We start from the raw sequence: 13,080 nt of genomic DNA, 5'->3' as shown, positions 1-13,080 counted from the left end.
ACACACTTCCCCAGAAAACATCTTTACCCAAGTAGTCTGGACGTTTTCTGTAGCGCTGGTCACTGCTTCCCTGGGCGAGCTGCGGCCAGAAGGCGCCGGAAAAGTTCCATTCACTCACTGACTTGAACTTTTCCGCGGGGGTCCCAAGGAAAGCTCCGGACCCGGAATCAGGCGGTGTGATCGACCTCACTGCAAGATTTCCTTGATCCCAAGCCCTGTGTGCGCCGATGGCCCAACAGGAACAAAACCGCTCTGTGCAGGAATTGCAGATGCGCAGCGCCCGCTTAAACAAGATCTCCCCGCCGCAGGAAACGACGGGGAGATCAAGAAAATATGGAATTATCGATTAGCCTTCGAGCAGTGCGTCCACGAAGTCTTCCGGATTGAATGGCGCAAGATCATCCGGGCCCTCGCCCAATCCCACCAGCTTCACCGGAACACCGAGCTGACGCTGGATAGCCACGACGATGCCACCCTTGGCAGTGCCGTCGAGCTTGGTCAGCACGATGCCCGAAACATTGACAACCTCGGAGAAGACCTTGGCCTGCTGCAGGCCGTTCTGCCCGGTAGTCGCATCGAGGACCAGCAGGACTTCGTCAATGGTGGCCTTCTTCTCGACCACACGCTTGATCTTGCCCAGCTCGTCCATCAGGCCGACCTTGTTCTGCAGGCGGCCGGCAGTGTCGATCATGACAATGTCGACTTCCTGCTCGATGCCCGCGGAAACGGCTTCAAAGGCAACGGAAGCCGGGTCGGCCCCGTCGATCTCGGAACGCACGGTAGGCACACCCACGCGGTCGCCCCAGGTAGCCAGCTGCTCGGCGGCGGCCGCACGGAAGGTATCGGCGGCGCCCAGCAGGACGTCCTTGTCTTCAGCAACGAGAACTCGCGCCAGCTTGCCGATGGTGGTGGTCTTGCCAACCCCGTTGACCCCGACCACCATGATGATGCTTGGGCGGTCCGGATGCGGTTCAGGCAGGTAGCTTCGGTCCAGACTCGGATCCACCAGCTTGAGCAGTTCCTCGCGAAGCATTGCCTTGACGCGAGCCGGGTCCTTGCTGCCTTCAATCTTCACTCGTTCACGCAGTGCGTCAACAAGCTCAAGCGCAGGCTCGGTACCCAGGTCTGCCATGAGCAGGTTTTCTTCAATCTCTTCCCAGACATCCTCGTCAATCGAGTCTTGGCTGAGCAGGGCCAGCAGGCCCTTGGAGAACATGCTGTTGGATTTGGTCAGTCGCGCACGCAGCCGGGCCAGGCGGCCCTGCACTGGTTCTGGAACATCGAGCTGTGGCGCAGCAGGTGCGGCAGGCTCTTGGACCGCGACAGGCGCATCGCTTGCACCGGCAGTGTCCGCTGCGGCATCAGTATCGCCCTCAGCGCTCTGGCCAGCTGGCAAGTCGTCTGCATCGCGCTCTGACGTATACGGAGTCTTGGGCTTGCGGCCCTTGGTGACGAAGGCAATGACGCCAATGGCCACCACGGCAACAACCGCGACAATGATGATGGTTAATATAAGCGAATCAGACACGCTCTAAATCGTCTCATATCTCCAACGATTTAGGGATCATATGGCAGGCAGCACCAGCATCAGCGCATTTTGGATTCAAGGCTAGACTGGCAGGTGGGTTGCTTAGCCCCATTCGTCGTTCCAGAAAGGCTGAGGGTTACTGCTCGCTGAGCGGCAGAACCATCTGTTCAATTGATATGGCATTGAAAACCACCCGTGCTGCCAAGGCGCCCATCCCCCAAGAGATCAGCGTATTGCTGGTTGCGGCCTTCATCATCGCATTGGGTTTCGGGCTCATCGCCCCCATCTTGCCCCAGTATGCAGTGAGCTTTGATGTCGGCAATGCGGCCGCCACGATCATCGTCAGCATTTTCGCCTTTACCCGTTTGATTTTCGCACCGGTAGCAGGCGTTCTGGTAGGCAAGCTCGGCGAGCCCAAGATCTACGTCACCGGCGTTCTGCTGGTTGCGGTATCGACTTTGCTTTGCGCGGTGGTCCAGGACTACACGCAGCTATTGATTGCTCGTGGACTGGGCGGGTTCGGGTCGACCATGTTCACCATTTCAGCCATGGCATTAATTGCGCGCCTGGCTCCGGAGAAATCGCGTGGACGCATCTCGGGCCTGTACGCCGGCTCGTTCCTCTTGGGCAACGTCTTCGGCCCGGTTCTCGGAACCCTGCTCGCACCTCTTGGCATGCGTGTTCCATTCTTGATTTACGGCACCGCCCTGGTGATTGCCGCCGGCGTGGTCTACATGGCCTTGGGACGTCGCCGCGATCTGGATGCAGATGCGGCAAACCCGCGATCAAGGCATTCCGATATTGAAGTGGTGACCACCCGCGAGGCGCTGGCCTCCCCCGCCTACCGGGCGGCATTGTTCTCCGGGTTCAGCTACGGCTGGCTGGCGTTCGGCGTGCGCAACAGCATGATCCCACTCTTCGCCTTGGCCGTATTCGGCCAATCCATGGGCGCCACGGCCGCCGGAATCTCCATGACTGTGTTCGCCATCGGCAATGGTTGCGCGCTGGTGTTCTCCGGTCGCCTGACAGATAGCATTGGCCGCAAGATTCCTATTGTCCTTGGCATGAGCGTCCTGCTCGTGTCCATTGGCGCGATGGGGTATTCGACGTCCCTGGCTGGCTTCGTCGTCTTCTCGGTCCTGGCCGGCATTGGCGGCGGGCTGCTGGGCCCGGCTCAGCAAGCGTCCGTGGCTGACGTGATTGGTTCCGGCCGCAACGGCGGCAAGGCACTGGCCGGATTCCAGATGTGCACCGATCTTGGCTCCATCATCGGCCCGCTGCTGGCCGGGGCCATGGCCGACATGATCAGTTTCCAATTGGCTTTCAACATTTCGGCTGTCGTGGGTCTGGTCGGAGTAATTGCCTGGCTGTTGGTTCCAAAGACCATAAAACCGGTGGAATTGGCCGATTAAGCAATTCCGCAGTTTTGGATTTCCCTTGGCATTGGCATCGATATTAATTCGCGGAATCTTGCCGGGAAACATCGGGTAGATATACTAGCAATGGCTTTCGCCATTTCACTTGCACTCGATTATTCAGGGGAATCCATGCCGGCTATCCGGACGCGACGATCCAAAGCTCTATCAATTGCGGTTATAGCCGCACTTTCCATCCCGCTTTCTGCTGGTCCGGGGTTCGCCGCGCCAACAGAAGAGCCCTCCGCTCAAACTGTTCAGTCTCTCTCGTCCACTGCTACCGTGGATGATGCGCCGGAACCATCGTCTACGCCGTCTCCCGAGGCCGAGGCGCCAGCACCAGGTGCGCCGGCTTCTATTGCCACTCCAGCAGCTGAAGAAATTTCCAAGGCACTGTCCAAAGACGATGATCTTTCCAAGAAAGAACGCGTGCAGCTGGCCGACAATGCGCTGGCCGAATTGGAGCTCGAGCACCTCGATGCCCAGCTGGGCCAGGGAGCCAAGCGAATTGCCGAAACCGGTGACGCGACGATCCCTACTATGGACGAACTAGCGAATCTCGCGAAGCTGTCTTCAAATGATTCTGCGACTTCAGTTCCGTTCCAGGTGGGCGCGCCGGCTTCCCTCGATGAGTTGCGGACCTGGCGTCCACCGGGCACCCTTGGGATCGATGTTTCCCGCCATCAAGGCGACGTGAACTGGTCCACTGCCAAGGCAAACGGGGCACGTTTCGCCTACATCAAGGCCACCCAGTCGTGGCCTTCTTCCTTGTACAAGGACCCTAAGTTCAGCCAGAACTACACCAAGTCGCGCAATGCCGGCCTGATTCGCGGTGCGTACCATTTCGCCATGCCTGCCCATTCTTCCGGTGCTGTTCAGGCCAGGGAATTCATGGCTAACGGTGGTGGTTGGACCAATGACGGGTACACCATGCCCCCACTGCTGGATATCGAGTGGAACCCGTACAACAAGACCGCTTATCCGCAGGGCAAGGGCGATATGTGCTACGGCATGACGCCTTCCCAATTGGTTGCCTGGATCAAGGACTTCGGCAATACCGTCAAGGCCAAGACCGGTCGCCTGCCGATGATCTACACGGCCCAGTCGTGGTGGGATGAGTGCACGGGTGATTCTGAAGCGTTCAAGTCCTGGCCACTGCATGTCTCGATCTTCCCCACCGCTGACGTTGCGAAGAATCCCCGCGAACTTCCTGAAGGCTGGACCACGTTCAATGTCTGGCAGTATTCTTCCAACTCCAATATGTTGGGGTCAACGAAGAATGTGGATGCCAACGTGTGGAACGGCGATCTGACATCGCTGCGCGACTTCGCGAAGAACCGCCGCAGCACGCAGTACAAGCTGACTACCAGCTACTTTGGCAATATGGATGTCTGGCCGACCCGCTTGGGCCCATCGCGCATGTCTGGCGCCAACCGCTATGGAACGCCTGTTGCGATCTCCAAGCGCACCTTCCCCTACGGGGCCAAAACTGTTGTCGTGGCTTCCGGCGAGCACTTCGCTGACGCACTATCAGTTACCTCGCTGGCCAACCGCCACAATGCACCGCTGTTGCTGACCAAGCAGGCTTATCTGCCGAGCGCAGTGGCTGCGGAAATTAAGCGGCTCAATCCATCACGCATCATCATTGCAGGTGGCCCGACCGCAGTCAGCAGCAAGACGTTCACGCAGCTGAAGAAGTATGCACCGGTATCCCGTGAAGCAGGAAACACGCGCTATGGAACCAGCGCAGAGATTGCTACGAACTGGTCGTCTGCCAAGAACGTGTTTGTGGCATCTGGACGCTCGTTCCCTGATGCCCTGTCCATGGCAGCTGTCGCGGCAGACCGCAAGGCTCCGTTGCTGCTGAGCAGCAAGAAGTACGTGCCAAGCACCATCTTGAAGCAGCTGAAGCGCCTGAATCCCTCCACCGTGTACTTGGCTGGTGGGCCACTGGCAATCTCCAGAAATGCGGAAAACGAGATCCGAAAAGCTCTTCCGAATGCCAGGATCGCTCGTTACGGCGGCGAAACACGTTATGACACCAGTGCTGTCATCGCGAAGGCCTTCTGGCCAAACGGTGCGCAGCGCCAGTTCATTGCCAACGGCAAGAGTTTCCCCGACGGACTGAGCGGTGCCGTTGCTGCAGGCTACAATGGCGCGCCCATGCTGCTGGCTAAAAAGTCCTGCCTGCCTAAGTCCATAGGCTCAGCGCTGACCGGCATGGAAGGTTGGACAAATGTGCTGGTTGGTGGACCGCTAGTTCTTGATTCGACCGTTGCCTACCGAAATGACGGCTCCCTCAATACGTGTTCGTAGGCGTTGCGAGTTAGGGTTCGCCTAGCTGCACAGAGGCTCGTAGTTGCTGTTTGGGGCAACTACGAGCCTCGTTGTGTTCTGCAGGAAGGTGCCTGTCCCGGGGAAGGCGGACAGTCAGGCTCCCTATGGCCCCGTGCTACTTAGCTTGGCGAGCATCTATGCTCATATATCCATTCGCCGTTGCGTAGACCAGCAAGCCCGAGAATTCCTGGCTCGCAACGCTTTTCCCCATCTTGATCCGCTTTGCAGGTACGCCCTGATACTCGATGAAGATGTTGCCCAAGCGAGAAATCGATTCAAGCACGGTGGCACGCGGGAAAGATGCAGTGAGCCGCGATCCGCTTTCGTCAACTGCAAGCTCTCCCCTTGCCACGGTTTCGGTGTCCCGATCCCTTATATGAATGCCGATTGGCGACGGTCCCGAGGCTGGAAAATCGACAACCAAAGAAATGCGTTCAGCAGTATTTTCGACCGAAACAACTGCAGGCGCTTTCTCGGAATCCATTTTATTCTGGGCAAGCTGCTCCAGGTATTCCAAGTCGCCGGCGAGGATGGCGTCGACCAGCTTTGCCTCTTGCGGCTTGAAGAGCGCTGCAGAATTATCCAGTTGGAAGGTTTCCAAGAAACTCTTGTGGCTCGACACCCATGCTGCGCGCTGTTCTGCGGTATAACGCAGGAAACGTTGTCCGTCATAGAAACGCAAACCCTTGCGAACGAACAATCCGGCAATGCGCTTCCTTGCCACTTCCAGATCCCGCCCCGTGTACGTCGCGATAGTCTGCGCGATCTTGGTCAAGGAACCTACATAACCGGCAGGATCGATTTGCTGCGTACTAATATTCTGGCCGTCCGACCTTAGCCGGATCTCGTAGTAGTTGTAGTCGCCCAGGATGCTGATTCGCCGGGCAGCGGAATATGCTTCGACCATGGCGATGCCATCTTCAAGCCTGACTTTTTCTTCGACAAAGCGGATGCCATGCGAATTGAGAAGCCGTCGCCTGATCATCTTTTGCGGCGAAAGGGTCCGCAGAATAAAGTCGTAGTCGACATCGAGAATTGTTTTTTCAAACAGCTTCGCTTGAACTCTCCGGCCGTCCAAACCGACCATTTTCGGCACGAGGACATCCACGTCGTGCTCCAGCGCAAATGAAGTCATGCGCCTGAGCGCTTGAGGCCCGAGCCGGTCATCACTGTCGATGAAGAAAACATATTCTCCACGCGCATTCTCAATGCCTACATTGCGCGGCTTGCCCGGCCAACCACTGTTCTCTTGATGCAGGGCGATGAAGTTCGAATTTCGCTTCGCATAGACATCCAAAATCTCTCCGCCAAAATCCGTCGAGCCATCATCCACGGCAATGACTTCGAATTCTTCTGGCTTCAGGTCCTGGGCTTCCAGAGAATTAAGCAGTTCCGTAAGGAATGGCATGGCGTTGTAAACGGGAATAACCACACTCACCAATGGAGAAGGTCCCTGGAGCATCGACCCGCTCGGGAGGACATCCTCCTCCCCTGTTTCCCGATGTGCAGGACTCTTCGAAACAGCAGGGTTATCATTGATACGTTTACGGAAAAATGCCATGTCATCCTCAGTAGAGACAGTGAATTACGGAGCATGCAAGCTCGCTCCTGCAATTCCCTACTTTACCGCAATAGCTACGTCGTCACAGCTCGTTCCATTTTCTGGCTAATCACCGTAGAAACCCCGTCTCCGCGCATAGTGACGCCGTACAGGGCATCAGCTACTTCCATGGTCTTCTTCTGGTGGGTAATCACAATCAGCTGCGATGACTCGCGCAGCTCTTCGAAGATCGTGATCAGGCGTCCCAAATTCATATCGTCCAAGGCCGCCTCCACCTCGTCCATCACGTAGAACGGCGACGGGCGAGCCTTGAAGATGGCGACCAGCAACGCGACAGCAGTCAGCGAACGCTCGCCACCGGAGAGCAGCGAGAGCCGCTTGATCTTCTTGCCGGCCGGACGCGCTTCCACCTCGATGCCTGTGGTGAGCATATTTTCGGGATCGGTGAGCACCAGCTGGCCCTCGCCGCCTGGGAAGAGGCGATCGAAGATCCGCCTGAACTGCACGGCGGTGTCGTTGTAGGCCTCGGTGAACACCCGCTCGACGTGGGACTCAACGTCGGCAATGATCTGCTGCAAATCCCCTCGGGACTTTTTCAAATCCTCGAGCTGGCCGGAAAGGAACTTATGTCGTTCCTCCAAGGCAGCGAACTCTTCAAGTGCCAACGGATTGACCTTGCCCAAGGCCGCCAGGTCGCGTTCTGCCTTCTTCAGCCGCTTTTCCTGCTCGACGCGATCATATGCCCGGGTGCCGACAGGCTTGCCGTCTTCATCAACGTTCTGCCGCAGCGCGCCCCACTTGTCATCTTCGTCGAGGGCCTCCGGAATCAGCTGGTCTGGACCATAGTTGGCGATGAGGTGATCAGGGGTGTATCCCAGTTCCTCCAGGGCCTTGGTCTCAAGATTTTCAATGCGCATCCGCAGTTCCGCACGGGCCATCTCATCACGATGCACAGCATCAGCAAGACGGGCCAGCTCGGCGGAGAGCTGCTCCGCTTCCTTGCGTTGGCTGCCCAGCATGGATTCCACTTCGGATTTCTTGCCGGCCAGCTCTTCGCGTTCTTGGCCAGCCATCGATACGGATACTTCAATGAAACGCAGGACGCGCTCAGCAGCTTGCTCAATACGGATCGCATTGGCTGCTTGCGCCTTGCGCTGCTCCGCTCGACGAGCTGCAACTTCACGGTGATTGCGCTCAGCGGACGCAGTGCGGCGCAGGCCCTCAACGCGCGAACGCAACGCAGTGACGCGCTCTTCACTACTGCGCAAGGCAAGACGGGCTTCTAATTCCTGCTGTCGTGCCGCGGCCGCAGCATCTGCAAGAGCTGCTCGTGCAGCGTCATCAACGGTTTCTTCATCTTGATCCGTTGAAGCTAGCTCCATGCGCTCGGTAATCTCTTCCAGAGATTCCTGCTCGATTTCCAGCTTCTCCAGCGTTGCTTCGAGCTTTTCTTCCAGCTTGGCTTTGTCCGATCGCGCGCTGCGAAGTTTCTGTCCAAGACGTGCCAGATACGAAGATAATTCATCAATGGTGGCGTCAGATTCAGCCAGGGCCGACAGGGCTTCATCGCGTTGTTGCTGAGCGATGGAAAGCTCCGGTCCCCGCTGAGCCAACCTTTGCTCGACAGTGGAAAGTTCTTCCTGGCACTGGGAAAGTTCAGTTTCCGTCTGCTCCACTAAGGCCTGCTGCGCGATCAGGGAAGCGCCTGCTGAGTCCCCCACGGAACTGCGAACTGCCGAAACAGTGATGCCATCCAAGGTGGTGAGCAGCGCAGATGGGTTCTGCACCAAGGCCGCAGGTGCTTGGCTCATTTCCTCAATGATGTAATGGCCAACAAGAAGCTGATCAAGCAAGCTGTCCAGCGGGCCATCGGCAGCTACAACTTCACGAGCGCTGACGGCATTAGGCATTGCAGTAGCCTTTGCACCACTTGGCAGAACTTCGGCGTGCAGGAATACCTGGCTGGCCTGCTGCTGTTGCAGGTCTTCGATGAGATCCAACGCATCACCAACGTTCTTGGCTACCAAAGCTTCTGCACTGTCACGCAAAATCGCGGCGATGGCCTGCTCATATCCCGGATTAACCGTAATCAGCTCCCCCAAACGGCCGAGGAGCAGGCCAGAAGTTGATCCAAGAAGCTGTGACGACTGATCATCTGGTTTGGAGTTCAACTTCAGGGCTTCAAGGCGAGCACGCAATCCGGAAACACGCACCGATAGCTCGCGTTCACGCTGGCTATCGGCATTGTGCTCTTCTGACAATGCTGCGTGTTCCCGATCTGAACTCTCAAAATCGATATTCAGTTGGGCTTCGCCCGCCAATTGTTTCTCAAGATCACTGGCAACTTCTGCGTGAGAGCGCAAATCCAGTTCAAGGTCCGAGTCGAAGGACTGGACGCTTTCCTGGAGTCGGGAAATTTCGGCCCGGGTCACGTCGACACGGCTGCGTGCGGAAGCCACCTGCGAGGCGAGCCGTGACATGCCTTCTCGACGGTCCGCTGCGGCACGGAGCATGGCAGCCATTCGCTGCTGTTCGGCGCGTGATGCTTCCTCGGCCTGCTCTTTAGCCTCTACAGCTTCAGCAAGAATCTCGTGGCGGTCTTCAAGAGCTTCTTCAAGTTCCTCAAGTTCTTCGCTCATTCGCTCAGCTTGAGCTTCCAAACGCTCAGGATCTCGGCTGGAATCGAAATGGGTTTCATTGCTTTCCAGCAATTTCCCGCGTTCACGAGCCAACGCGGCAAGGGATCGGTAACGCTCTGCCTGCGTGCTCAGCGAAACCCACGTTTCCTGGATTTGAACCAGGCGCGGGGTAATGGTTTCCATCTGGGCAGTCAGTTCAGCGATGTGCTTCTTGATGCGTTCCAGGCGTGCCGCAGCGTCTTCTTGCTGAGCTTGGATCTTGGATTCGTCATCAATATCCTGGGCAAGCTTGTTGTTCAGTGTGACCAAATCATCTGCCAGCAGGCGGGACTTTGCATCCCTGACATCAAGCTGCACCGTCTGCGCACGGCGAGCGATTTTCGCTTGCCGTCCCAACGGAGCCAATTGGCGGCGAACCTCGGCGCTCAAATCTTCAAGACGATCCAGATTTCCCTGCATCGCTTGCAGCTTGCGCAGGGTTTTCTCCTTGCGCCGGCGGTGCTTGAGTACACCGGCCGCTTCCTCGATGAAGCCACGCCGATCCTCAGCGGTAGCGTGCAGGATGCGGTCCAGCTGTCCCTGTCCGACAATCACATGCATTTCTCGACCCAGACCGGAATCCGAAAGCAGCTCTTGAATGTCCAGAAGACGGCACGAACTTCCATTAATGGCGTATTCGGAGCCACCAGTACGGAACAGCGTGCGGGAGATAGTGACTTCTGCATAGTCGATAGGCAGCTGGCCATCAGCATTATCGATTGTCAGGGACACATGGGCACGGCCCAGTGGTGGGCGGCCGGAGGTGCCAGCAAAGATCACGTCTTCCATCTTGCCGCCGCGAAGCGTCTTGGCACCCTGTTCACCCATGACCCAGGACAGTGCGTCAACCACGTTGGACTTGCCGGAACCGTTAGGTCCTACAACAGCCGTGACACCCGGTTCAAACTCAAAAGTGGTCGCCGATGCGAAAGACTTGAATCCGCGAACGGTGAGAGTCTTGAGATGCACGGCGTGAAGTTCCTATGTTTGGGCCAAATCGCTAAAGTTGGGTTGGGCAATCAAACCCAATCCTTGTGGCAATTCTAGCGAAGCGCACTGGGGATTATCTGGTTGTGCTCGCAAAATCCGAGGAAGAAAATCGAGGGATAGATCATTCTATGAGCATTCTGACGCAGATTGACCAGTGGCCAAGTGACAACGCGGTATCAGTGGTGGTGAACGGCAATGGTGCAATCATTGACCAGCACGGCGATACTGCACGTGTTTACCCCTTGGCTTCGGTGACCAAGTTGCTCAGTGCCTACACGTTCTTGGTTGCTCTGGAAGAAGAAGCCATCACCCTCGAAGACCCTGCAGGGCCAGAGGGTTCAACCGTACACCACCTGTTGGCACACACCGCAGGCTACGACTTTGATTCGGAAACCATCCGCTTTGCTGTAGGGACTAAACGCGGATACTCCAACTACGGCTTTGAAAAGCTCGCAGAGCATCTGGAACAACAGACCGGAATCAGCATGGCCCAGTATGCCCAGGAAGCGGTCTTCGTTCCCCTGGGCATGGCTGATACGGAAATTGCCGGCAGCTGCGCAAAAGATGGCCGATCCACCGCCGCAGACCTGGCAAAATTCGCTGCCGAACTTTTGCACCCAACTATCGTGGCGCAAGAAACTTTGAGCGACGCAACGCGTGTGCATTTCGAGAACCTCGCTGGAATTCTGCCCGGCTATGGCCGGCAGAACCCGAATGATTGGGGACTCGGGTTTGAAATCCGTTCGTCCAAAGCGCCGCACTGGACAGGTGCAAGCCATCCAGGTACCACTTTCGGGCATTTTGGTCAGTCCGGCACATTCCTCTGGGTGGACCCGGAGCATCGTCTGGCCTGCGTGACTCTCACCGATAAAGGCTTTGGCCAGTGGGCTGTTGACGCTTGGGCGCCGTTCAATGAACAAGTGCTCAAATCGCAGATTGCATAGCTTGAGGAAAGCTCCTGATGTGCCAGCTAACGTCTTGTTCGGCGTGGTCGCGGCTGGCACACGGGACAGCTGTAGGAAGAACGGCCCATAAAAGGATCACGTCTAATCAGAGATTCACGGCCGTTTTCTCTGCAACGCAAACAGGCTTTGCCTTCGCGCCCGTAGGCGTTCAAGGACCTGGCGAAATAACCGCTAGCGCCGTTAACATTCACGTACAGAGAATCGAAGCTCGTACCACCAGCGGCGAGGGCGAGTGTCATCACATCAACCAAAGCATCGTTGAGGCGTTGCACTTCTGGACGCCTGATAGTGCCAGTATTGCGCAAACCTGAAAGGCCTGCTTGCCAGAGTGCTTCATCCGCATAGATGTTGCCGACTCCGGAAATGATCCCCTGGTCCAGAATCGCTCTCTTGAGTTCTGTCGTCTTTTTGCGAAGCGCGACGTACAGGTCTTCGGGCTTGCGGTGAGGATCCATCACGTCTCTGGCAATGTGAGCAGCCGCCTGTGGGATCGATGCTTTTAGCGACCCGGCTCCGGCAGGCAAACCATCAGATGTTGCAACCATTGGGGAGAGGAACATTCCCCCAAAGATTCGCTGGTCTATAAAACGCAGTTCGTTGGGGAAATCGGATTTTTCGCTGAGTGAGAGCCTGACTTTTAGATGTTTCTCATCGGGAGCATCAGGTTCTTCGACGAGAAGTTGACCGCTCATGCCGAGGTGGGCAACCAATGCTGCAGGAGTTGAAAGGCCTTCGAGGTCCATCCACAGGAACTTGCCGCGGCGAACCACAGAAGCGATAGAGCAACCGCTCAATGTCTGTTCAAAATCTTCAACGCCGTCGGCATGACGGCGGACGGAACGCGGGTCCAGCACTTGAGCGGTTAGTACCGTTCGAGTGCGAACCCACTTATCCAGTCCTTCTCGGACTACTTCAACTTCTGGCAGTTCTGGCATGAACTAAACGCTATCCCTTAGGTAGCTGCTCACCTGGATGCAGCAACAGCCAAGTCTTGTGCGCCGCTTCCTGCTCAGCTTCCTTCTTGGATGGCCCATGCCCCTGGCCGTATCCGTCGTTTCCGATGCGGAGTTCGGCAAGGTAGGTGCGTGCGTGGTCAGGACCGGAACCAGTGACCTGATAGTGCATCTCGCCTAGCTTTTGGGAGGCTACTTCTTCCTGGATTACAGTTTTCCAGTCAGTCGTCGCGCCCAGCAGCCGATGATCTTCCAGCAGTGGAGTGACGAAGCGAAGCACAAACGAGCGCGCAGCTTCCATGCCTTGAACCAAGTAGGTGGCCCCAAGAATTGCTTCCATGGTGTCTGCCAGAATGGAGGATTTATTGGCTCCGTTGGACTGGGCTTCCCCACGTCCTAGGAGCAGGTGCTCCCCCACTTCCAGATCACGGGCAATGATCGCCAAGGCGCGGGTACTGACGATAGCCGCTCGCCGCTTCGCGAGATCGCCTTCTGGCAGATTTGGGAAAGTTGCGTATAGGTATTCTGCAACGCAGAAGCCAAGAATTGAATCGCCTAAGAATTCAAGGCGTTCATTCGTTGGAATGCCACCGTTCTCATAGGAATATGAGCGGTGGGTAAATGCAAGACGAAACGTCTCGGAATCAATATTG

At 56.8% G+C, this 13,080-nt stretch carries 8 protein-coding genes; 3 read left to right on the top strand and 5 right to left on the bottom strand.

Features of this window, described 5'->3' with window-relative positions; translation table 11 throughout:
* Window positions 1–346: 346 nt before the first annotated feature.
* Complete coding sequence (gene ftsY / locus ACNPN0_RS12380; RefSeq protein ID WP_105657694.1) at window positions 347–1,528, bottom strand: signal recognition particle-docking protein FtsY; 1,182 nt, start codon at window positions 1,526–1,528, stop codon at window positions 347–349.
* 176 nt (window positions 1,529–1,704) lie between these two features.
* Between ftsY and ACNPN0_RS12375 the strand changes: the two genes are divergently transcribed.
* Together ACNPN0_RS12375 and ACNPN0_RS12370 are read left to right on the top strand one after the other, a co-directional pair.
* On the top strand, window positions 1,705–2,940 hold the full coding sequence (locus ACNPN0_RS12375; protein WP_448938562.1) for an MFS transporter: 1,236 nt from the start codon (window positions 1,705–1,707) through the stop codon (window positions 2,938–2,940).
* Between the two features lie 285 nt (window positions 2,941–3,225).
* Window positions 3,226–5,259: a cell wall-binding repeat-containing protein gene (locus ACNPN0_RS12370; RefSeq protein WP_448938561.1), complete on the top strand. Its 2,034-nt coding sequence runs from the start codon at window positions 3,226–3,228 to the stop codon at window positions 5,257–5,259.
* Window positions 5,260–5,395: 136 nt separating this feature from the next.
* On the opposite strand, the gene ACNPN0_RS12365 is transcribed toward ACNPN0_RS12370, so the two are convergent.
* Both ACNPN0_RS12365 and smc read right to left on the bottom strand, forming a co-directional pair.
* Window positions 5,396–6,841, bottom strand: coding sequence for a glycosyltransferase family 2 protein (locus ACNPN0_RS12365; RefSeq protein WP_448938560.1), 1,446 nt, complete (start codon window positions 6,839–6,841; stop codon window positions 5,396–5,398).
* 74 nt (window positions 6,842–6,915) lie between these two features.
* The gene (gene smc / locus ACNPN0_RS12360; RefSeq protein WP_448938559.1) at window positions 6,916–10,488 is read right to left on the bottom strand and encodes a chromosome segregation protein SMC; all 3,573 of its coding nucleotides are present in this window, start codon (window positions 10,486–10,488) and stop codon (window positions 6,916–6,918) included.
* Between the two features lie 149 nt (window positions 10,489–10,637).
* Here smc and ACNPN0_RS12355 point away from each other — a divergent pair, with 149 nt between their 5' ends.
* Window positions 10,638–11,453 carry a serine hydrolase domain-containing protein gene (locus ACNPN0_RS12355; RefSeq protein ID WP_448938558.1) on the top strand — a complete coding sequence of 272 codons (816 nt, stop codon included), beginning with the start codon at window positions 10,638–10,640 and terminating at the stop codon, window positions 11,451–11,453.
* Window positions 11,454–11,479: 26 nt separating this feature from the next.
* Here ACNPN0_RS12355 and mutM read toward each other — a convergent pair whose 3' ends face one another.
* Together mutM and rnc are read right to left on the bottom strand one after the other, a co-directional pair.
* Window positions 11,480–12,409 (bottom strand): bifunctional DNA-formamidopyrimidine glycosylase/DNA-(apurinic or apyrimidinic site) lyase, encoded by a 930-nt coding sequence (mutM, locus tag ACNPN0_RS12350; protein ID WP_448938557.1) that lies wholly within the window; start codon window positions 12,407–12,409, stop codon window positions 11,480–11,482.
* A 10-nt stretch (window positions 12,410–12,419) separates the two neighbouring features.
* Window positions 12,420–13,080: ribonuclease III (rnc, locus tag ACNPN0_RS12345; RefSeq protein WP_448938919.1), on the bottom strand; the 661-nt coding region annotated here is incomplete at its 5' end.

This window comes from Glutamicibacter sp. AGC84 (genome assembly GCF_053543575.1).
This window is presented reverse-complemented; position numbering and strand designations above follow the sequence as displayed.

Bases quoted from the DNA above. Each gene is read 5' to 3' on its own strand.
- ACNPN0_RS12365 (WP_448938560.1), bottom strand. From the start codon at position 6,841: ATGGCATTTTTCCGTAAACGTATCAATGATAACCCTGCTGTTTCGAAG.
- ACNPN0_RS12375 (WP_448938562.1), top strand. From the start codon at position 1,705: ATGGCATTGAAAACCACCCGTGCTGCCAAGGCGCCCATCCCCCAAGAG.
- ACNPN0_RS12355 (WP_448938558.1), top strand. From the start codon at position 10,638: ATGAGCATTCTGACGCAGATTGACCAGTGGCCAAGTGACAACGCGGTA.
- mutM (WP_448938557.1), bottom strand. From the start codon at position 12,409: ATGCCAGAACTGCCAGAAGTTGAAGTAGTCCGAGAAGGACTGGATAAG.